Source organism: Brevibacterium spongiae, from assembly GCF_026168515.1.
Lineage (GTDB): Bacteria > Actinomycetota > Actinomycetes > Actinomycetales > Brevibacteriaceae > Brevibacterium > Brevibacterium spongiae.
Window position 1 is genome coordinate 371,030 of the sequence record NZ_CP093443.1, and the last position, 18,250, is coordinate 389,279.

Sequence of the window (18,250 nt, forward strand, 5' to 3'; positions counted from 1 at the left end):
CGCGCACCGGATCGGTGGGCGTCCCGTGGCTGCACCCGGGAGTCTCAGGGGCGGTGTCAGGCTCGAGCGGTACAGTCGGCGCATGGATGAGAACAGCGAGGTTCACACACAGTTCTTCGACGCCTATACCCGTGCGCTGCTCGATCGGGATGCCGCGACGATCGCCGATCATTACGCGGTTCCGGCGCTCATCGAATTCCCGGGGCAGCGGCTCCTCGTCACTGATGCCGCTCAGACAGAGACCTTCTTCGCGAGTGCTTTCGGGCAGTACTCGGGCGTCACCGAGGTCGACGTTGATGTCACGGTGGCGTCATCGTCCGAGCACAGCATCTGGGCCGACTTCACGTGGAAGTACCTGGGAGGAGCCCCCGACGAGCGGAACATGTATCAGCTGGTGCGCACCGATGCTGGTTGGAAGATCGCAGTGCTCACGCCGTTGGAGCTCGAATGACGGGGCAATCGGGTGAGAAGGGCTCGCAAGTGACGGGTGAGGCGGAGGACACTGGACTTCCTGAGCTTTTGCACACAGTCATCGATACGACCGAACCGAGGATGCTCGCGGAGTTCTACCGGCAGCTGCTCGGCTACGTCTATCGCCCGGGAGACGCACCGACCGACGGTCGCAGTTCAGGGACGAGTGCCGAGCCTGAGGTCCCTGACTGGCTGGTGCTCACTGATGCGAGTGGGAACCGGAAGCTCGCTTTTCAACTGGTTGATCGCCTTAAACCGACGACGTGGCCGGCAACGGACATCCCCATGCAGATGCACCTCGACCTCACGGTGCCGAACCGGACCACGCTGGAACGACAGAGGCAGCGAGCCGAAGGCCTGGGCGCCGAACTGCGCGTCGAGCGTACCCACGATGAGGACGAACCGCTGTATGTCTTCACCGATCCCTCCGGCCATCCGTTCTGCATATTCGTCGCATGAGCGAGAACAGCGACAATGATGACGAGCGGTGGCTGATCGTAAAGGGACGCCGGTGGCGACGAACCGACCCAACACTGGAACCCAGCGTCATCGAGGAACTGAAGGGTCACCTCGGCGCTGCGAGGAATGCCGTCAAGCAGGCGAAGAAGCGGGGTGCTGAGAATGATCTCGCGGAGGCGAGACAGAGGGTGAATGTCGCGAAGCACGGCCTCGGCGAACGCGGCGAGTATTGGTGGGAGATGTCAGTCGAAGACCGCCGGCAACGCGCGGAGACGGCCCTGAACGAACTGCGGTGAGCTCGAACAGGGCCGCCTCATCAGCCTCATCAGGCGTGAGCAGCCCGGGGGCACGCGCTGCTGCGGGGCGTCAGACTCCGGACACCGCGGCTGCCAAATTGCCGAGGGACGATTCGAGGTCCTCTTCGCTGACGGCCGGGAAGTCGACCTGCTTGAGCACCTCCTTGTCGGTGACAGCGCTCCAATCGTAGGTCACGGAGACCTCGGTCGAGTCATGGCTGTGGGACTTGAGCTCCCAGACCCACTCCCAACCCGGTGGCTCTTCACCGGCCGGTGCCGTCTTCCAGGCGAGAAGCTTGTTCTCCTCAAAGCCGATGACATGATTGTCGGTCTTGTAGTCGCCGCCCATCTTGTCCCAGTGCATGTTCATCGTGAACACTTGGCCGGTCTCGGTGATGCGATCGGTCTTGTCATCCGACTGGACCATTCCCGAGCCGTCGATCTCGGCATGACGTTCTGGATTGGAGAGGACTCGGAAGATGTCCTCTACGGGGGCATCGATCGTGCGGGAAGCGCTGATGCTCGTCTCACTCATGCTTGTCACCTTTCGTCAGATGGTGGCTGGAGTACGGGCCGGTCGACCCGTCCCTGTGGCCCACGGTATACCCTGGTTCCGAATGAGGGGAGGGGGTGCGCAACCAATGACAGCAAATGTGGCTGGTCTTCCGGATCCTCGTTGAGGAATGCAGAATAGCCGACAGAGGTACGTGCCCTACGACGAAGACTTCAACATCGTAGGCAGCTATCGGCCGGCAGTCTCGCAAGGCCGATCGCTGATCCTGCAAGGTCATGTGGATGTCGTTCCGACCGGACCCTTGGAGAATTGGACTGCTCCGCCCTCGAACCAACGTCGGAGTCATCTGGTTCACCGTTCGTGTCGAGGGGAAACCGAGTCATGTCCCGGAGATGAGCAAGGGCTTCAACGCCTTCGACGCGACAAATGACGTGATCGCCGACCTGCGCACACTCGACCCGGGACAGGCGTGGGAAGAGATTCAGGAGCACGTTCGGCACGCGAGCATCGCCCGGCGCGGTCAGGACAGTCGCCTGCCACGCCTGGAGCGAACCGGCTTCTTCACCGCAGGATAGCGACTCGACGAAGGCGGAGAAGCTGAGGCCGTCCTCGGCTCGGCCCACCGGGACGTGTTCGGCCTCCCCCTGCAGTCGTTCACCACGCCGGGCTACCTCGACGGCCGGGTGTACACGAACTACGGATCGAGGCCGACTCTGACCTACGGCCCCCGATCCCTCGACATCCATGCCTTCGACGAGCGCGTCCACATTGAGTCCGTCCGCAACATCACGGAGACCATCGCTCTCTTCACCGCCGAGTGGTGTGGGTTGGAGCCGTTGAAATAGGCGCATCGGCGTTCTGCAGGTACTGCCGGCCCAGCACCCGATCGAGGCGATGCGTCAGACGATCCGGTCAGCGAGGTCTTCGAAGTCCTCGGCAATGATGTCCCAGTCCCCCGTGGGTTCGAGATCGATGGTCTGATCGGGTCCATGCTCGGTGGGGCGACGAACGAAAGCCGTGCGCAGCCCGAGGGACTGTGCTGCGGCGAGATCACTGTTGTGCGCGGCGACCATGGCGACTTGATGCGGTTCGAGACCGAGGATTTCGGCGGTCCGCAGATACGCGTCGGGGTCCGGCTTATAGGCTCCCGCCACCTCGGCGCCGAGGATCGCATCCCAGGGAACACCAGCACGTTTGGCGACGTCGAGAGCCAACCGGATGTTCGCATTCGACAACGGGGCGATGATGAACTGCTCCTTCAAGCGGGTCAATCCTGCGATCGCATCCGGCCACGGATCGAGCCGGTGCCACGCAAGATTGGTCTCGTCGAGGACCGGCGCGGGAATCGAGTCCGGATCGACGTCGAGACCCCTGAGCACGGTCTCGAGATTCTCCCGGTGGAGCACATCCAGACGAACGAACTCCCGGTCACCATCGCGCACCCGCTCCATCGACGGCTGATATTCGGCGCGCCAGGCATCGGCGAACTCAAGTGGAACGAAATCGGGAACATGATCGTGCAAGTGCACGGCCACCTCGGCGGACACACTGCTGCGCCAGTCGACGACGGTGCCGAACATGTCGAAGACGAGGGCCTCGACCGAATCGAATCCTGCTGTCATGGTTACACGGTAGTCCGCGTGGATCGGACCGTCCACGTCGGTTCTCCCGCTCGCCATGTCAGTCCGTCCGCTTAGACTGAGCGGTGTTGGGAGTCGACGAGGACCTCATCGACACTGGACCACACGGCATCGGCGGAAGGACCTGACCGTGGGATGGAGCACGAGCGAATTGGCGCGTCTGACCGGAACCACGGTCAATACGATTCCTTCATCTTTGTCTTCCCGAATCTCGATATCCCGGACGCCGACCGTGAGCGGTTCATCGCCTTCATCAAGGACGTTGCCGCGGCGGAAGAGGGCTGAGGCAGGGGGCTGAGGCGGAGAGACGAATACAACGGCTGGGGAAGATAACTGAGGATTCGCTGGGTCAGACGATGAGGGCTTGACCCTGTTCTGAGAACACAGTCTGTACTGAACGTATCAACCATCAGATCCGGTTCTTCCGGGCCGGGATCTGCCGATCACGTTCAGGAGGACACCGTGAACCCCATCATCGATTTCTTCCAAGGTCTCGCCGCTCAGGTTCCTGACCTGTTTCAGCCATTCATCATCGCGGCTGCCGGGGCGATCCCCTTCATCGAAGGTGAGATCTCCTCGATCATCGGAGTCTGGGCCGGGATGAATCCCGTACTAGCCGGCATCGCCGGGGCCGTCGGCAACTTCATCTGCGTCACCGTCGTCGTGCTCCTCGGAGCTCGGGCCCGCCGCGCCGTCGTGAATCGTCAGAGCGAAAAACGAGAGCTCGCGGCCGTCGGGGCAGGCGGGTTCGCCGACGCCGCGACGGCTGAGCCTGCGCAGTCGACCGCTGCAACCGATCGGTCAGGGATCGATGCTCCCGTCGGCCCATCGTCGATTGATTCTCCCGCCGCTGCCACCGCAGGTGACACGGTGACGGAGGGCCACCTCGGTGAAGGCGGGAAGCCCGAGTCCAAGGGGCGGGTCAAGTTCAAGAGGTTCCTCACCCGCTTCGGCGTTCCCGGTGCGAGCCTGCTCGGGCCGCTGGCGATTCCCACCCAGATCACCTCGACGATCCTCGTCAGTGCCGGTGTGAAGACCTCGTGGATCCTGCTGTGGCAGGGCATCGCGATCATCGCCTGGACGACCCTGACCACGCTCATCGCCACCGGTTCGCTCGCCCTGCTTGGAGGCTGAGGCTGAGCGCCGGCGGAGAGATCGTCCGTGATCGGGTGCATCCGCTTCCGTTTGTCGGCGCGATCGTGGATCTGGGATCGTACAATGGGATGAATGTCTGATACCGGGAGAACCCACACCTCGTCGCTGGCCGTGCTCGGTGCGCTGCTATTCGTCACCGCCCGCAGCCTCGATTCCACCGGCGCGCCGGGGATCCCCGCGAGCGCCGACCCGGCGAAGCTCAGTCCCAGCGACCGGGAGACCCTCGCGGAGGTGGAGTCCGCACTGACCGTCCAACTCGAGAACTCAGGGACGTCCGTGACTTCCACCCTCGCCGAGGTGGCTGCAGCAGTTGCGTACGTCCGCGGCCGGGCGGAGGTCCCAAGTCTGACCGCGAGCGGGTACGACAAGCTGCGCAAAACGGTGCTCGACGGCCTCGGAGCGACCTCAGCGCAGGGGGCGACCATCTGGCCGCCGACCAGTCAGACCGCGGTGCAGAGGTTCGGGTCCTGGAACGAAGCGCTCAAGGCGGCGGGGCTGGCGACGAACAAAATCGGCCGAGCCAAGGGGCAGCTGCGCTTCGACTCAGCAGCGTACGACAAGGCGATTGCCGAATTCCTCGCCGACTGCGAATCACGCGGGACCGCCGCGACCTACAAGGCTTACACCGAATACGCCGCCGAGCATAAGGGCGAGGTGCCCTCGGCCGCGGCCGTCCGGAAGTTCTACGGAAGCTGGAATTCAGCGCTCGCCGCGGTGGAGTGAGGTGCGGATCAGCGACCGTGCATCTTCCCTCCGACCGCTCACGCAATGCGATGCGCGGTCGACGGTAACTTGAGCGCTCGGTGGCTCAACACTCCTGGCATCACCGGCCAGCGGCGAAGGCCTCCAGCCGGTTGCACGCCGTGTTGATGGTCTCGTCCGACACCGCGAAAGTCAGACGCAGGTAGCCTTCGCCGGCCGGGCCGAAGGCCGAACCGGGGATGGTCGCGAGATTGTGCTTCTCGAGCAGCTGGGTCGCCAGTTCCCAAGAGTCCAATCCCCACTCGGACACATTCACCCAGGCATAGAACGTCGCCGCCGGGCGCAGCAGACTCAAGCCCTCGATGGCGTTGATGCGCTCGACCATGAGCTCACGCCGCCTGGCATACGAAGCGACCATCTCATCGACCGCGGTCTGCGGTCCCTCGATTGCGGCGACCGCTGCCTCCTGGACGAACCCGGGCAGACTCGAGGTCAGGCCCTCCTGCAGCAGTGCCATCGGCGCGATGAAATCTTGCGAACCGATGACGAAACCGCACCGCCAACCGGTCATCGCATAGGTCTTCGAGAAGCTGCCGATGGCCAGGAACCGATCGAACTCCGCCCCCACCTCGGCGGTGGATGGTTTCACCTCGGCGATGGATGTGAAGACGGCATCGTCGAAGACCATCTCGTCATAGACCTCATCGGAGATGACGGTGAACCCGTGCTCATCGGCCAGCGCAGCGATCTGCTCGAGGTCGGCCCGATCCATGACCGAACCCAAAGGGTTCGACGGACTGTTGATGATCACGGCCGCGGTCTTGTCCGTGATAGCGGCGCGGACATCCTCGGCGCGGAGCTTGAAATCGTTGTCCTCGGTGACGGGCACAGACACGGCGACCCCGCCAAGGCGGTGCACCTGACCCATGTAGTTGGGGAAGCTCGGGTCGGGAATGATGACCTCATCCCCTGGGGTGACAGTGACGTCGAGGGCGAAGGTGAGCGCTTCCATCGCGCCGAAGGAGACCATGACGTTCTCGGGGGCGATGCTGCGATTCCACCGATTCGAGTACTTCCGGGCGATCGCCTGCCGCAGTTCGGGGATGCCTGCATTGGCGACGTAGCGGGTGTTGTCGTTCTCGATCGCGCGGATGCCGGCCGCCTTGATGTGCGTCGGAGTGGTGAAGTCCGGCTCGCCGACGGTGAGCTTCACGGCATCGGGGAAGTCAAGGGCGAGGTTGAACATCTTGCGGATGCTCGAGGCGGGGTAGGAAGCGGCCATGGGGGAGATGCGAGGGTGCGTGTCCGTCATGCTGTCAGTGTCCTCCTGTCGTTCGGGTGCGGGATGAGCCGGTCACGAGGCGAGACCGGGGCGGCCGTGCGTTCACCATGCGCTGCTCCACCTTGGTTCGATATCCAGCTTGGTGAAACTGCGCCGGCTTGGTCCCTGCACCGAGCTGATGCAGTTTCACCGATCTGGTGGAGCTGGTAGGACTGGTGGAGCCCCGCCCCGCTTACTCGTGCAACCCCGCCAGCCGGGACCCGAACCGGGCGAGCAGGCTCGTCTTCTTCGCCCCGGTCGCTGACTCCCACGCATCGGCGAGGCCGAAGATCTTGTACATCGACCGGATGCCCAACCAGCGAATCGGTTCGGGCTCCCACTGTCCGGAGAAGTGGTCGTTCCACGGCAGCCCGGTCAAGGGCGTCGATGCCCCGGCGGCCCGATCGAGCAGGGTCTTCGCCGCCAGATGAGTCGCCGTCACCCCGTGCCCGGCATAGCCGCGGGCCACCCCGATGCGCTGTGTCGGGTCGAAGAAGATGCCGGCGCACCAGTCTCTGGTCACCCCGAGCGCACCGCGCCAGGCATGCGCAACCTCGAACTCGAGGTCCGGGAAGAGCGAGGACAGGCGCCCGGCCAACAGGTCGACCACCTCGGCGGGGACCTCACCGTCACCGGGCAGGCCCGACCGGAAAGCATAAGGCGCCCCACGGCCGCCGAGCGCGATCCGGCCATCAGCCGTGCGCTGGGCATAGATGAACGTGTGCGCCGTGTCGCCGAGGCATTCGCGCCCCTCCCAGCCGATCGACGCCCACGCGTCGCCCGGCAGCGGCTCGGTTGCGATCATCGACGAGAACACCGGGATGACCTGCCGTCCCTGCAGGCCCGGCAGGTCGCCGCCGACCGTGTCCGAATACCCCTCGAGACACACGAAGATCGTGTCCGCGTGCACCGGCCCGCGGTCCGTGGCGACCGAATTCTTTCGGATATGCCTCGCCGAGGTGGCCTCACAGATGGTCACGCCCTGTTCCCTGAGCACGTGGCCGAGTCCCCGGGTGAGCAGTGCAGGATCGATGGCGGCGGTACCGGGGAAGTAGAGGCTGCCGAGCGCCCCGTCGACGTTGATGCGGGCACGAGTCGCCTCGGCGTCGAGGAACTGCATATCCTCGGGCCCGTATCCGAACTGCTCATTGCCGGCCTCAAGATCGCGCAGCCGGGACAAGCCGGCCTCCGATTGAGCGATGTCGATATGACCGCCGCGGACTTGGTGGGCATCGATGCCCTCGGTCTCGCAGACGTCGAGGACCTCGTCGATGGAGTCGAAGAGTGCCGACTGGAATGCGCTGACGCTGGCCACGCCGTCGAGCCCCGCCGAGCCGACCGGCCCGGTGGGATCGTCCTTCCGGGCACGGTCGACCGCCTCGGCGAACTTGGTGCGATTGCCCGGCAGCAGGGTAGAGAGCCATCCGCCGTTGCGACCGGATGCGCCGTAGCCGATGTGGCGGGCCTCGATGATGGTGATCGCCCAATCGGGGTGGGCCTGCCTGGCGTAATAAGCCGACCATAGGCCGGTCAGCCCGCCGCCGACGATGACGAGATCTTGTTTCTCGCGCGGCAACGGGGCGGGGTCGACGTCGTCGGCGGGGGAGGCCGCCAGCCAGTGCGAGGCTTCACCATTGAAGTAGGACACAGATCATCTCCTGTACTCGAGGCGGACCATGCGGTCGCCTACGAAAACAGTTCTATCTCACGCTCAAGGTGAAGTAAATAGTTGCGCCGCTTTGTATCGAGTGCTGAAACGAGCTCGTCAGCCTACTGATTTCTTCGTCACGGCGGTACTTGGGTGGCTGCGCTGATTACACTGTTCGCATGAGCGCAATGGAGCCGATCGACACCCACGAATTCCCACTCAGCCACGAACCGATCGAGGACTGGCAGAAGGTCTCGCCCGCCTCGGCGGGAGGGCCCGACGCGGTTGGATCGGTGGGGCTGGAAGGGGCGACATCCTCGGCGGGGGAGGCGAGTGTGACGACGAGACTCGCCGAACTCGGCACCATCGGCGGCGCGCAGAGCCGAGGGAGTCGGGAAAACGTCATGGGCGCGGATCCTCTTCGTTGAGTAGTGTCGAAGACAGCCCGCACGGACGAAAGGGATCGACGATGATCGACGTGGCATACTCGCGCGACCTCATCATGATCGGCGCGATCTTCGGCCTCGCCGCGTTCATCTGGTCAGGCTGGGCACAGGCAGCACCGCCCAGAGCACTGGTCTGGAGGCTCGTGCTCGCCGGTCTCGGAGTCGCGGGCCTCACACTCGCAGTGCCGAGCATTCTCACCGCCATCGGCAACTGGTCGGAACCCAGCGCTTTCACCACTTGGGTTCAAGGGTTCGTCGCAACACCTCTGAACGAGAGGTAGCTGCTATGGCCCGCAGCGGGAAACCAACCACGCCCACGAAAGTCAAAGCCTTGTTCTGGGATCAGATCCGGGCTGGACTCAACATCGAAGAAGCCGCCGAAACTATCGGCGCGTCGGCACCGTCATGCCGCGTGTGGTTCCGTCACCGTGGAGGTGTGAAACCACCACGCGGATACGGACACTCCACCCGCTACCTCACCCTCGACGAACGCGAAGACATCGCGATCTACACAGGTCAGGGTCGCGGTGTGCGCGACATCGCCCGACGACTCGGTCGTCACCCGTCGACAATCAGTCGGGAACTGGCCCGCGCACCCCGCGCTCCCGAGGCAGTACGGCCGAGCCGACCGGCATATCGGGCCAGTGTGTCCCAGGCCGATGCCGACCGGAAACGACACCGACACCGGCCCGGGAAACTCGCGACGAATCTTGCTCTACGTCGTGAAGTCCAGGCACGATTAAAGCTCAACCATAGTCCCGAGCAGATCGTTCACCGGTTGTGTGAGGACTTTCCCGAGGATCCGGAGATGCGGGTGTCACACGAAACGATTTACCAGTCTCTCTACGTCCAGGGACGCGGTGGGCTCAAACGCGAACTGGCCACACATCTACGCACCGGCAGGAGCCTGCGCAAACCACACCGGACGAGCGAGGAACGCCGGGGTCGGATCCCGAACATGGTCAACATCTCCCAGCGTCCCAAAAGTGTCGAGGACCGGGCAGTACCGGGCGATTGGGAAGGTGATCTCATCATCGGCACGGTCGAGTCCGGATCCGCGATCGGGACGCTGGTCGAGCGTGCCACCGGGTTCACAATGCTGTTGCATTTGCCGGGTCGACACGGTGCCGAAGAGGTCGCTGACGCGATGATCGCGAAGATGGGAGATCTGCCGGATCAGTTGAAGCGGTCCCTGACCTGGGACCAAGGAAGCGAGCTCAGTGATCATGGGCGTATCAGCGAGGTCACTGGGTTAGATATCTACTTCTGTGACCCTCACTCGCCGTGGCAGAGAGGCACAAACGAGAACACGAATGGTCTGTTGCGGCAGTACTTCCCCAAGAGCACGAACCTGCGTAAATGGGGGCCGGGATACCTCGACAAAGTTGCTGCTGAGCTCAATGGTCGACCACGCAGACGTTTGGGGTGGGCGACACCTGCTGAGGCACTCGATAAGCTGTTGTCTGAACACGGTCAATCACCGGGTGTTGCAACGACAGCTTGAAACCGCCTTCCTGGCTGTAGATGAAAGGCACCGCCCGGGGCTTCCTGGCTGGCAGCAGACCGCTCGGGATGACCGGGACCTCGATACCGTTGGCGTTGAGGTAGGCCGCGAAGCGGCGCACCAACGACAGGCGCGTTGCCCACCACGAGGGGTGCGCGTCTGGATTGAGTCGCGCCCATGTCACCGCCTCGTCGAGGCTGAAGGTCTGCGTCTGTCCTCGGGCCACGAGCCAGGTGCAGAACAGCCCAACCTGCCGCTCGATGTCGTTGAGCTGAAACCCGAGGGAACGGCGCATCACCAGGTAATCGTCCAGGCGGTCCCGCAGCGTCGGATCCTGTGTCATCATCGCGGAACCTGCCCGAATGGGACGACCAGCTCGCGCAGCGACGTCAGATCGACTTTGGCGTAGGCCATCGTGGTGACGGTGTATGCATGGCCTAACAGCTCTTTGGCTTCGGCCAAGGTGCCGCCGGTGGCCAGGACGTCCATCGCAGCGGTGTGCCGCAGCCGGTGCGCGTAGATCGGATCGATCCCCGCTACGCCCGAGAGCCGTGCGACGATCCCCGATATCGCTGAGGTCATCATCATCCCGCGCGGTGCCTTCATCCTCACGAACACTGCCCGGTCCAAAGCGACCGGTCGAAGCCGTAGCCACGCTTCCAGGGCCTGGCCCACGTCGATCGGGATTGGCAGCCTGTGCTCGCGGCCCTTGCCAGTGACCTTGAGCAGTCCGTTCGCCCAGTCGATGTCGTCGAGGCTCAAGCGGGCGACCTCCCCGGCACGCAGGCCCAACCGCACCAGGATCATCACGACCGCACGGTCTCGGGCCCCGATCGCGGTGGCTGGATCACACACCGCCAGCAGCGCTGTAACCTGTTCGGCGCTGACGCCTCGTGGCAGTCCATGCCGGGTCCCGGGAGGCTTGAGGATCCCGGGAGCCAGGTCCCGGTCCAGGTGGCCGGTGCTCAACGCCCACCGCAGCAGGCATCGAACCGCATCGACGATATGCGCACGCGAAACCAGGCCGTAGCCACGACCACGCTCAGCGACGTAGGCGTTCACGACCGGCGCGTCGAGCCGGCCCCACTCCACGTTCCCGTCTGGCACCATGATCACATCCAGGAGCCCGGCAGCGTAATGACAACGGGCAGCAATGGTCTTCTCGGCCAAACCACGCTGGTCGCGCATCCACGAAGCCCACTGCGCGACTGCCGCCTGGGCCGGCGTCATCGGACCAACGGCGGCATCGATCAAGGCCAGATAGCCGGCATCGACCAGGAACCGGCGCATCGTGCTCATCGAATGCTTCACCGTGGTGCACACGAAGTCGCGTGAACGCTCCGCGACGATGAACCGGTCCAGCAACTCCTGGCTGAGGTCGTCGGCCTCGGCGCCTACCTGCTGCATCCACAAGCTCAGGCGGCCCAACAGGTTCAGGATCCCTGCTGAGGTCCCCGGCGTGTACCCCTGTGCGGCCAGCCATGCCGAGCATTCGGCAAGCATCTTTGGTGCCAAGGGGCCCACCGGTACCCGCGGAATCCGATCCGCGTATGGCCGGGCCGTCGGCGATCTCTTCGTCACGAACCTCACCTCCAGACATTTTCGTGTCTGAAGCATGATCGCGACTACCCGACTATGCCGACCTTTCAGGCCTCAGAAGTGCCGATGACCCGCACCAGCACAGATGCGATCGGCATAGTCCGGAGGTCGGCATAGGATCTGACCTACGTCCGGACCGAGTCCGGGTGGGTCTACCTCGCCTTCATCCTGGACGTGTTCGCCAGGATGATCGTGGGCTGGCAGACCTCGACCCGGATGTACACCGACCTGGCCCTGGATGCCCTGAACATGGGCCTATGGACCCGTCAACGTGCAGGTCAGAACGTCTCGCCGTCGTCCTCAGCGAAGAACGCGCCGTCACAGGACCCCGACAGCCCTGAACCCGTCGTCAGTGACATGTCGCTGACCGCGAACACCAACAACGACAAGCCTGAACAGAACACGGCTCCAGATAACGCTGAACTCGCTCTACAAGGCAGAGTTGATCCACCTCGACGGGCCCTGGGCCGGCCGGGACGACGTCGAGGCCGCGACCGCGGACTGGGTCCACTGGTTCAACACCGAACGCCTCCACTCCATGCTCGACTACCAGACCCCTGCCGAGATCGAGGCCGCTCATTTCGCCGAGAACCAGACCATCGCCAACGCAGCCTAAATACTGAACAACCGTTCAGCCTCAACAAAACCCGGGACTTGACATACCGCATTCGTCCGGCTGGTGGGTGATGACCCTGTCGGGGTCCGCGACCTGGGACAGGGTGCGGCCCTTGTGGCCGGGTTGGCCGCCCGAGGACCGGCCGGTGCGCTTGCGCCTCGACTTCGGGGCCGGCTTCTCGTAGCCCTCACTGGCAGGGGGCTTGTCCGAGTTCCGCGGGCTCTTCCCCAGCCGGGCCTCCAACTGCGCCACCCGCACCGCCAACACCTCGTTGAGCTTGTGCATCTCGGCCACCTGGGCTCGATGCGACTCCTGCAGTTCAGCAAGCTGCGCCCGATGCGTCTGCTGTGATTCGGCCATCAAGGCCCGCAGCTGAGTAGTTACATCGATTGTAGATTCGTGCTGCACCGAGGGATCTCCGAAATAGTCGTTCGTCGCAAAGACCTCACGCGTCGCGGCTACTTTTCCGGCCACCCCCAGATTCTGCTCCAGCCTGACGTAGTCGTCGTGCAACCACTCCTGATCACGGTTACTGTGCATGCGCGCTGCGTGGTCATGGCTCGAAGGATCCACCAGCGAGAAGTAACACAGGTCGGCACGCATAGCCGAGCGAGCGCGCGCCGTAATGGCTTCCAGGATCTCGTTTGGAACCAACAGGTCCGAGATATCAGAGAGAGTCTCGTAAAGTGCATTCGGCTCGGTGTCCTGCGGGGTCTGCGACAATTCGCCATCCATCATGCCCGTCCACCACCATTCTCTGCCTGCTCCACGTCTGCCGGGCCCTCGGGTTGGCGAAGTGCGGGAGGAACTTCGCCAACCGGAATGCCTATTTCGCTTGCGGTGGCGCCCAAGCGGCTGAGACGCCATGCTTGGCCCACTCATCGACGACAAGTTCGGCCCTTGCACCAATCTTGATCTCATCCAGCTTCCCGGTCCAGCGGCCCGCGATGCGAATGCCAGGCTCCACATCGACGAGCACGGTCCCGGCGGGCAGGCGATCGAGGTAGCCCGGATGGAAGGCACGGTAGGCGATCGAGAAGCTCGCGATCGTGCCCGTTTGAAGGACCTGGACCCAAATGAAGTCGCTGGACTGGCAATTGCGGCAAAAGGGTCGGGGCGGCCACTGCTGGGTATCGCACGCCGCGCACTGCCGAATGAGAAGTTCACCGTTCGCAAGAGCACTCAGATAGGGGGCGAACAGCGGGTCCTCAGCATTCAGCGGGAGAGGAAGGTTGGCGACCTCCCCCTTGACTGTGGCTGTCAGTTCCTGATTCATCTCTTGTTCCTTCCTCAGTTGTGCAGTACGAGTGCTGAGCCGTCACCGAAATCGCCGTACCCGGTGACGAGGCCGAGCTCGGCACCGGGTACCTGCCGCTCATCGGCTTCTCCACGCAGCTGCCGGACCGCCTCGACTACGTGGTTCATCCCCGCAACATGCGCTTCGGACATCAGACCACCGTGCGTGTTGATCGGAAGCTCGCCCCCGAGCGCGGTATGACCGTCCTTCACAAAATCGGGGGATTCCCCTCGACCACAGAAGCCCATCTCCTCGAGTTGGCGCAGGACAATGAAACTGAAGCAGTCGTAGAGTTCGGCGAAGTCGAAATCCTTGGGCTCAACTCCTGCCATCTCGAAAGCGCGCGGTGCAGCTCGCCCAATCCCCATGTCCAGCAGGTCGGGGCGGTTCAGCAGATCGTCGGGTGAGTCTGCATGCCCCTCCGCGCCACCAGCGATGTAGATGGGGCGACGGCTAGTGTTCGCCGAGGACGCCGAGGAAACTACCACAGCCGCAGCGCCGTCCGTCTCTAGCGAGACATCGAACTTCCGGAAGGGCTCAACCAGCAATGGGCTGGCATAATAGTCGTCCCGCGTCATAGGCCGATCCCTCATAAACGCGTGTGGGTTGAGGTGCGCATGTGCACGTGCTGTCAGCGCCACGGTCGCCATGGCATCTCGGTCTATGTTGTAGTCGTGAATCCACCGGTTGGCATGGAAGCTGTACCACTGCATGGGCGCCAACAGGCCGAGGGGGGCCTCGAGATTCTCTCGCAGCGCCTTACCGGGGACGTTCACGACTGTGGGACGGTCGGAGACCTCACTCAGGCGGGACGGACTGCTGAATGCATTCCACCCCGTGACGACGACCACTCGGCTCGCTACACCTGTCGCCACTGCCAACGCAGCGTTGAAGACGGCAGCAGCGGGGGAAGCGCCTCCGATATGCACGTGAGCGTGGTATTTCAGATCCCTGATGCCGAGCGCGTTGATGAAGTCCTCATTGGTGGGCTCATCGCGCCAGCCCATGACGACGCCGTCGATGCTTGCGGAGTCGATCTCGGCGTCTCTACAGGCGGCGATGGCCGCGCTCAGACTCTGCTCGATTTCGGTTCGGTGCGTGCCTCGAGTGTACTCGGTGTGCCCCACGCCGATGATCGCGGCCTTGTCTTTGATGCTGATTGTGTCCACTCCTAGTCCCTCCTGATTGTGAATGGCATGCGTGCGTGAGTATGGCAACCCCATTTGGCCCTATTGTGATGCTTTGATTCGGCCCCATTCCGGGGTGTGTTGATTGGTGTTCACCGTGGGTGGCTGACGCCGGCATTGGGTGGTGGGGTCGGGTTGGTTAGCTCAGGGCACGGTCACGGGTCCGTCGCCATGCGATCGATCCGCTGTGCTCACCCAGGTCGTCGAACACCGCCTCCATCCGCTGGCCGCACGTCAGATCTTCCGGATCCTCACCGACGTACCTGCCGATGACCTGGATCCCATCCTCGACCTCGACGACGCCGTACAGCAACTGGTCCTTAAACCAGGGGTGAAAGGGTCGGTACATCACCGTGTAGGTGTAGACCTCGCCGGTGGTTGGCACATGGCGCCGCACGAAACTGGAGCCTTGACGGTGTCCGCAGAGCTCGCACGGTGGCCACTGACGCGTGTCGCACTCGGTGCACTCTCGTACCGTGAGGCGCCTCTCACGTAGACTGTCGAAGTACTGCTCAGCTCATAGAGCGGGTTGTCGGGAAGAAGCGGCGCGGGAGGCGCCACCCTGATGGTGGTTGTCGTATCCATGTCTCGTCTTCTCCTTCGTCACGGGAATCCCGTGTATGGCTGGCCGGTCAGTTGCGCAAGAGGACGACGGAGCCGTCACTGAGGTCTCCGTACCCGGTCACGAGCCCGATGTGCGCATCGCTTACCTGAGCGTCGCCAGCCTCACCGCGGAGTTGTGAGACGGCTTCGACGACGTGGTTCATGCCTACGACGTGTGCCTAGGAGAGCGGTCCGCCGAGCGTCTTGATCAGCATCTCGCCACCGAGGGCAATACGACCCCCGCTGACGAAGTCGGGCGACTCTCCTCTGCCGCAGAAGCCCACCTCCTCGAGCTAACGCAGCACAACGAACGTGAAGCAGTCGTAGATCTCGGCGAAGTCCACTTCTTCGCGGCGAACACCGGCCATGTCAGCGCCCCTGCCAGCGCGGCGGGCGCTTCTCGGCAAAAGCCCGTGCACCCTCCTTGGCGTCGGCGGACGCGTTGATGACGTCCGTGATCTCGCGTTGCCGCTCCCAGATCTCTGCCGTTGACCACGTCGGGTAGTCGACGATCACGCGCTTGCTCGCGACGATTGCCAGCGGACCGTTGCCCCCGATCCGGGCCGCCAGGGCCTTGGCTGCGATGAGCGCTTGGCCGTCCTCCGTCACCTCGTTCACCAGGCCGAGCTGGTACGCCCGCTCGGCCGTCATCATGTCGCCGGTCAGCGCCAGCTCCATGGCGACGTTCCGGGGGATCCGCTCGGGCAGTCGGTGCAGGCCACCGGCGGCTGCCGTGAGACCGCGTTTGACCTCCGGGATCCCCAGCTTGGCACCCTGACCGGCGACCACGAGGTCGCAGGCGAGCACCACCTCGCACCCGCCCGCGAGGGCGTAGCCCTCCACCGCCGCGATGAGGGGCTTGCGTGGCAGAGCCTCCGTGAGGCCGACGAAACCTCGACCAGGGAGGCTCGGGTCCTCACCGCGTGCTGCGAAGGCCTTGAGGTCCATGCCGGCGCAGAAGTTGCCACCCGCGCCGGTGATGATGCCAACCGTCAGGTCACGGTCGACGTCCAGCTCGTCGAGCGCCCGTGCTATCCCCTCGGAGGCCGACCGGGTGACAGAGTTGCGGGCGTGCGGTCGGTTGATCGTGATCACGAGGACCCCGTCCTCGCGGTCGACCAGCACCTCGTCTTGGCTTTCCATCGGGACCCCGGCGCGGTTATCGGCGACGTTCGTCATCATGTCTCCCTTCGCTTGAGCTGGTTCGGGGGTGCGCTCCCCCCCCCCCGTCGGCTGCGGGGCGCAGGCGTTCGATCTGATGTCCTTGGCAGCCGAGCCATCAACTTGTCACGGCTGCGACGCGGTCATACTCCGTGGCAACCATACCGGTAAGGCGGCCCCGGATGAGCTCAGCCGCCTCGGACGCGATCCTCTCGATGAGCCCGCAGACGGTCGGGGCGTCGTGGATGAGGCCTTGGACCTGCCCCATGGTCCAGATGCCCAGCTCGGGGTCGCCCTCCTCGTACACCCGACGGCCCCGGGCCCCGGGCCCCGGCGACGAGATCGCGCACCTCCTCGAACTGTGCTCCCGTGTAGAGCCTCGTGATCGCCTCGCGGCTGATGCCGTTAGTGGCCACGCGACTGGTGTTGCGCAGCGTTCGGGAGATGAGTTCTGTGTCGCGCTCGTTCGTCCCGACGATCCGCTCCTCGACGCGTTGGCGGATCGGCGCCTCGACGGTCGCCATGAAGCGGGTGCCCATGTTGATGCCGTCCGCGCCGAGTGCCAGCGCAGTCACTAGGCCGTGGGCATCGGCGAAGCCGCCGGAGGCGATGAATGGGATGCTCAGCTCCTCGGCCCCCCGTGGGATGAGCACGAGCCCCGGGACGTCTTCCTCGCCCGGGTGCCCGGCGCACTCGAAGCCGTCGATGCTCACGGCGTCGAGTGCCGACGCGCTGGGCCTTGAGGGCGTGGCGCACGCTCGTGCACTTGTGGATGACCTTGACCCCAGCGGGTCGGAAGACTTCGACGTGGTCGGTGGGGTCGTTGCCGACGGTCCCGACGATCGCCCGCCGGTACACCGCGTTGGGTTGATGGCGGGCAGGATGGTGAGGTTGACGCCGAAGGGATGGTCCGTCATGTCTCGGGTGCGGGCGATCTCCTTGACCAGAGCCTCCGGGGTTGGCTGGGTCAGCGCGGTGATGAAACCGAGCACACCGGTCTCCGCGACGGCGGAGACGATTTCCGCCCGCCAACCCACTGCATACCGCCCTGGGCGATGGGGCACCTGATCAGGCTCGATACCCGCTGGTCGGCCTGTCGCGTGCAGAATCCGCTTGGCACCGGCCTCCGTCCCGATCGGGATGTCGCGCACGCCCATCTGCCACTGGACCTGCGCTAGAGGCAGACCGCCGACGAACCCCTTGTTCATTCCGAAGGCATGCAGGGAGCGGTCGCCCGGGTGCAGGCCGTTCACATAGAAGGCGTGCGCACCCATCTCGTTCCAGACCTGCTGGTCGGACCAGGTGAGGCCCACGTAAGAGGGGCTACCGGTCGTGCCGCTGGATGCTTGGATCTGGACGGTGTCCTCTGCAGCTGCTGCTCGATGCCAGCCCAGCGGTGGCTGTTGGGCCGGGCTCTCGCGGAGTTCCTGCTTCTCGGTGAACGGGAATCGGGTCAGGTCCGGTACCGATTCGACGCACTCCAGGGGGACGCCGCTCTCCTCAGACCTGCGTCGATGGAATTCGCTGTGCCGACGGAGATACGCCATCTGCTCCCTCAGCCGCCGACTCTGCACGGCCTGGACCCGCTCCGGCGACCATGACCCGGCCTCGCTCCAATGGCCGGCTAAGTG

At 64.2% G+C, this 18,250-nt stretch carries 24 protein-coding genes and 2 pseudogenes; 13 read left to right on the forward strand and 13 right to left on the reverse strand.

The window, feature by feature from the left end:
* Nucleotides 1-82: 82 nt before the first annotated feature.
* From L1F31_RS01700 to L1F31_RS01710, 3 genes are read left to right on the forward strand one after another with little or no spacing between them, the layout of a single operon-like run.
* Nucleotides 83-451, forward strand: a complete 369-nt coding sequence (locus L1F31_RS01700; RefSeq protein ID WP_139906665.1) for a DUF6841 family protein — start codon at nt 83-85, stop codon at nt 449-451.
* Nucleotides 448-930: a VOC family protein gene (locus L1F31_RS01705; protein ID WP_180987777.1), complete on the forward strand. Its 483-nt coding sequence runs from the start codon at nt 448-450 to the stop codon at nt 928-930. The genes L1F31_RS01700 and L1F31_RS01705 overlap by 4 nt, the downstream gene beginning before the upstream one ends.
* Nucleotides 927-1,226, forward strand: coding sequence for a biopolymer transporter Tol (locus L1F31_RS01710; protein WP_139906666.1), 300 nt, complete (start codon nt 927-929; stop codon nt 1,224-1,226). Before L1F31_RS01705 ends, L1F31_RS01710 begins: the two co-directional genes overlap by 4 nt.
* 70 nt (nt 1,227-1,296) lie before the next feature.
* On the opposite strand, the gene L1F31_RS01715 is transcribed toward L1F31_RS01710, so the two are convergent.
* On the reverse strand, nt 1,297-1,761 hold the full coding sequence (locus L1F31_RS01715; protein ID WP_139906667.1) for an SRPBCC family protein: 465 nt from the start codon (nt 1,759-1,761) through the stop codon (nt 1,297-1,299).
* Between the two features lie 371 nt (nt 1,762-2,132).
* Between L1F31_RS01715 and L1F31_RS01720 the strand changes: the two genes are divergently transcribed.
* Nucleotides 2,133-2,315 (forward strand): hypothetical protein, encoded by a 183-nt coding sequence (locus L1F31_RS01720; protein WP_139906668.1) that lies wholly within the window; start codon nt 2,133-2,135, stop codon nt 2,313-2,315.
* A 54-nt stretch (nt 2,316-2,369) separates the two neighbouring features.
* Entirely contained in the window at nt 2,370-2,585 is a 216-nt protein-coding gene (locus L1F31_RS01725) for a hypothetical protein (RefSeq protein WP_101545965.1), read from the forward strand.
* 54 nt (nt 2,586-2,639) lie between these two features.
* Here the strand turns inward: L1F31_RS01725 and L1F31_RS01730 are convergent, their stop codons facing one another.
* Complete coding sequence (locus L1F31_RS01730; RefSeq protein ID WP_208635000.1) at nt 2,640-3,362, reverse strand: haloacid dehalogenase type II; 723 nt, start codon at nt 3,360-3,362, stop codon at nt 2,640-2,642.
* A 153-nt stretch (nt 3,363-3,515) separates the two neighbouring features.
* Between L1F31_RS01730 and L1F31_RS01735 the strand changes: the two genes are divergently transcribed.
* From L1F31_RS01735 to L1F31_RS01745, 3 genes are all read left to right on the forward strand, one after another.
* Complete coding sequence (locus tag L1F31_RS01735; protein WP_167444002.1) at nt 3,516-3,665, forward strand: hypothetical protein; 150 nt, start codon at nt 3,516-3,518, stop codon at nt 3,663-3,665.
* Between the two features lie 177 nt (nt 3,666-3,842).
* Complete coding sequence (locus L1F31_RS01740) at nt 3,843-4,514, forward strand: small multidrug efflux protein (RefSeq protein WP_139906669.1); 672 nt, start codon at nt 3,843-3,845, stop codon at nt 4,512-4,514.
* Between the two features lie 93 nt (nt 4,515-4,607).
* Nucleotides 4,608-5,258 (forward strand): homing endonuclease associated repeat-containing protein, encoded by a 651-nt coding sequence (locus L1F31_RS01745; protein ID WP_258041828.1) that lies wholly within the window; start codon nt 4,608-4,610, stop codon nt 5,256-5,258.
* Between the two features lie 100 nt (nt 5,259-5,358).
* On the opposite strand, the gene L1F31_RS01750 is transcribed toward L1F31_RS01745, so the two are convergent.
* Together L1F31_RS01750 and L1F31_RS01755 are read right to left on the reverse strand one after the other, a co-directional pair.
* Nucleotides 5,359-6,549: a pyridoxal phosphate-dependent aminotransferase gene (locus L1F31_RS01750; RefSeq protein ID WP_265418993.1), complete on the reverse strand. Its 1,191-nt coding sequence runs from the start codon at nt 6,547-6,549 to the stop codon at nt 5,359-5,361.
* A 202-nt stretch (nt 6,550-6,751) separates the two neighbouring features.
* Nucleotides 6,752-8,206, reverse strand: coding sequence for an NAD(P)/FAD-dependent oxidoreductase (locus tag L1F31_RS01755; protein ID WP_265418994.1), 1,455 nt, complete (start codon nt 8,204-8,206; stop codon nt 6,752-6,754).
* 179 nt (nt 8,207-8,385) lie between these two features.
* On the opposite strand from L1F31_RS01755, the gene L1F31_RS01760 reads away from it, so the two are divergent.
* Genes L1F31_RS01760 through L1F31_RS01770 form a run of 3 tightly spaced genes read left to right on the forward strand, consistent with a single transcriptional unit; the run spans nt 8,386 to nt 10,156 of the window.
* Nucleotides 8,386-8,634, forward strand: a complete 249-nt coding sequence (locus L1F31_RS01760) for a hypothetical protein (protein WP_265418995.1) — start codon at nt 8,386-8,388, stop codon at nt 8,632-8,634.
* Between the two features lie 41 nt (nt 8,635-8,675).
* The gene (locus L1F31_RS01765; RefSeq protein ID WP_265418996.1) at nt 8,676-8,933 is read left to right on the forward strand and encodes a hypothetical protein; all 258 of its coding nucleotides are present in this window, start codon (nt 8,676-8,678) and stop codon (nt 8,931-8,933) included.
* 5 nt (nt 8,934-8,938) lie between these two features.
* On the forward strand, nt 8,939-10,156 hold the full coding sequence (locus tag L1F31_RS01770; protein WP_092105344.1) for an IS30 family transposase: 1,218 nt from the start codon (nt 8,939-8,941) through the stop codon (nt 10,154-10,156).
* On the opposite strand, the gene L1F31_RS01775 is transcribed toward L1F31_RS01770, so the two are convergent.
* Both L1F31_RS01775 and L1F31_RS01780 read right to left on the reverse strand, forming a co-directional pair.
* The gene (locus tag L1F31_RS01775) at nt 10,050-10,502 is read right to left on the reverse strand and encodes a hypothetical protein (RefSeq protein ID WP_265418997.1); all 453 of its coding nucleotides are present in this window, start codon (nt 10,500-10,502) and stop codon (nt 10,050-10,052) included. The two genes, L1F31_RS01770 and L1F31_RS01775, sit on opposite strands and share 107 nt — an antisense overlap.
* A complete protein-coding gene (locus L1F31_RS01780; protein ID WP_265418998.1) occupies nt 10,499-11,659 on the reverse strand; it encodes a tyrosine-type recombinase/integrase in 1,161 nt (386 codons plus the stop codon). Before L1F31_RS01780 ends, L1F31_RS01775 begins: the two co-directional genes overlap by 4 nt.
* Before the next feature lie 216 nt (nt 11,660-11,875).
* On the opposite strand from L1F31_RS01780, the pseudogene L1F31_RS01785 reads away from it, so the two are divergent.
* Nucleotides 11,876-12,019 (forward strand): annotated as a pseudogene (locus tag L1F31_RS01785) (DDE-type integrase/transposase/recombinase); the annotation flags it as partial.
* 154 nt (nt 12,020-12,173) lie between these two features.
* Nucleotides 12,174-12,371 carry an integrase core domain-containing protein gene (locus L1F31_RS01790; RefSeq protein WP_265420483.1) on the forward strand — a complete coding sequence of 66 codons (198 nt, stop codon included), beginning with the start codon at nt 12,174-12,176 and terminating at the stop codon, nt 12,369-12,371.
* A 21-nt stretch (nt 12,372-12,392) separates the two neighbouring features.
* Here the strand turns inward: L1F31_RS01790 and L1F31_RS18955 are convergent, their stop codons facing one another.
* From L1F31_RS18955 to L1F31_RS18930, 7 genes and pseudogenes are all read right to left on the reverse strand, one after another.
* Nucleotides 12,393-13,109, reverse strand: coding sequence for a DUF6444 domain-containing protein (locus tag L1F31_RS18955; protein ID WP_429860939.1), 717 nt, complete (start codon nt 13,107-13,109; stop codon nt 12,393-12,395).
* Nucleotides 13,110-13,197: 88 nt separating this feature from the next.
* Nucleotides 13,198-13,647 carry a Zn-ribbon domain-containing OB-fold protein gene (locus L1F31_RS01800; RefSeq protein WP_265418999.1) on the reverse strand — a complete coding sequence of 150 codons (450 nt, stop codon included), beginning with the start codon at nt 13,645-13,647 and terminating at the stop codon, nt 13,198-13,200.
* A gap of 14 nt (nt 13,648-13,661) precedes the next feature.
* On the reverse strand, nt 13,662-14,837 hold the full coding sequence (locus L1F31_RS01805) for a thiolase C-terminal domain-containing protein (RefSeq protein WP_265419000.1): 1,176 nt from the start codon (nt 14,835-14,837) through the stop codon (nt 13,662-13,664).
* A gap of 157 nt (nt 14,838-14,994) precedes the next feature.
* Nucleotides 14,995-15,240 (reverse strand): Zn-ribbon domain-containing OB-fold protein, encoded by a 246-nt coding sequence (locus L1F31_RS01810; RefSeq protein WP_265419001.1) that lies wholly within the window; start codon nt 15,238-15,240, stop codon nt 14,995-14,997.
* Nucleotides 15,241-15,487: 247 nt separating this feature from the next.
* Nucleotides 15,488-15,826, reverse strand: a pseudogene (locus L1F31_RS19025) (thiolase C-terminal domain-containing protein).
* Between the two features lies 1 nt (nt 15,827).
* The gene (locus L1F31_RS01815; protein WP_265419002.1) at nt 15,828-16,640 is read right to left on the reverse strand and encodes a crotonase/enoyl-CoA hydratase family protein; all 813 of its coding nucleotides are present in this window, start codon (nt 16,638-16,640) and stop codon (nt 15,828-15,830) included.
* A gap of 167 nt (nt 16,641-16,807) precedes the next feature.
* The gene (locus L1F31_RS18930; protein ID WP_283255785.1) at nt 16,808-18,166 is read right to left on the reverse strand and encodes a nitronate monooxygenase; all 1,359 of its coding nucleotides are present in this window, start codon (nt 18,164-18,166) and stop codon (nt 16,808-16,810) included.
* Between the last annotated feature and the right edge of the window lie 84 nt (nt 18,167-18,250).